A 1086-nucleotide genomic window follows, 5' to 3' on the forward strand; every position below is an offset into this window, starting at 1 on the left:
TGACGTGCCCCTGAGAATTTCCTCCACGCGGAGCTAGAGTCCGGCCCTTGAAAGGACGGACGGAATGAAACGAGCGAGATTCACGGAAGAGCAGATCATCGGGATCCTGCGGGAGAACGAGGCCGGTGCCAAAGCGGGCGAGTTGGCGCGCAAGCACGGCGTGTCGGAGGGCACGATCTACGCCTGGAAGGCCAAGTTCGGCGGGATGAGCGTGTCGGACGCCCAGCGCCTCCGGGCCCTGGAAGACGAGAACGGAAAGCTGAAGCGCCTGCTGGCCGACGCCATGCTCGACAAAGCCGCGTTGAACGATCTGCTGTCAAAAAAGTGGTAGGGCCCGCGGCGCTGCGCCAGGCCGTCGCCCATCTGAAGGCGGCGTTCGGCGTCAGCGAGCGACGGGCCTGCTCCATCATCAAGGCGGACCGTAAGTCGGTGCGCTATCGCTCCTGCCGACAGCCGGACACGGCGCTGCGGGAGCGGCTGCGCGCCCTGGCTGTCGAGCGGCGACGGTTCGGCTATCGGCGGCTGTTCGTGCTGCTGCGGCGTGAGGGAGAACCCTCGGGCAAGAACCGGATCTACCGGCTCTATCGCGAGGAAGGCCTGACGGTGCGCAAGCGCCGCTCACGTCGTCGCGCCATGGGCACGCGCGCGCCGATCCTGGTCGAGGCCAGGCCGAACGCCCGCTGGTCGCTGGACTTTGTGCACGACCAGTTCGCCACGGGCCGCCGCTTCCGCATTCTCAACGTGGTCGACGACGTCACCCGCGAGTGCCTGGCGGCGATCCCCGACACCTCGATCTCGGGACGCCGCGTCGCGCGAGAGCTGACAGCGCTGATCGCTCGGCGGGGCCGTCCCGCCATGATCGTCAGCGACAACGGCACGGAGTTCACGTCCACCGCCATCCTGGCCTGGGCGCAGGATCATGGCGTCGACTGGCACTACATCGCGCCGGGCAAGCCGACCCAGAACGGGTTTGTGGAATCCTTCAACGGCCGGATGCGCGACGAACTGCTCAACGAGAGCCTGTTCTTCAGCCTGGATCACGCCCGCCAGAAGGTCGCCGCCTGGGCGCTGGACTACAACACCCGC

1 protein-coding gene and 1 pseudogene are annotated in these 1086 nt (G+C 67.2%); both read left to right on the plus strand.

The features are described from left to right. Positions 1–64 precede the first annotated feature (64 nt). Complete coding sequence (locus HX774_RS20220; RefSeq protein WP_003170335.1) at positions 65–331, plus strand: IS3 family transposase; 267 nt, start codon at positions 65–67, stop codon at positions 329–331. Then, positions 316–1086 (plus strand): annotated as a pseudogene (locus HX774_RS18430) (IS3 family transposase); the annotation flags it as partial. The gene HX774_RS20220 and the pseudogene HX774_RS18430, both read left to right, overlap by 16 nt.

The sequence above is a fragment of the Brevundimonas sp. P7753 genome (genome assembly GCF_013386595.1).
GTDB classification, from domain to species: Bacteria; Pseudomonadota; Alphaproteobacteria; order Caulobacterales; family Caulobacteraceae; genus Brevundimonas; species Brevundimonas bullata.

Coding starts and splice junctions, on each gene's coding strand:
- HX774_RS20220 (WP_003170335.1), top strand. CDS start 65: ATGAAACGAGCGAGATTCACGGAAGAGCAGATCATCGGGATCCTGCGG.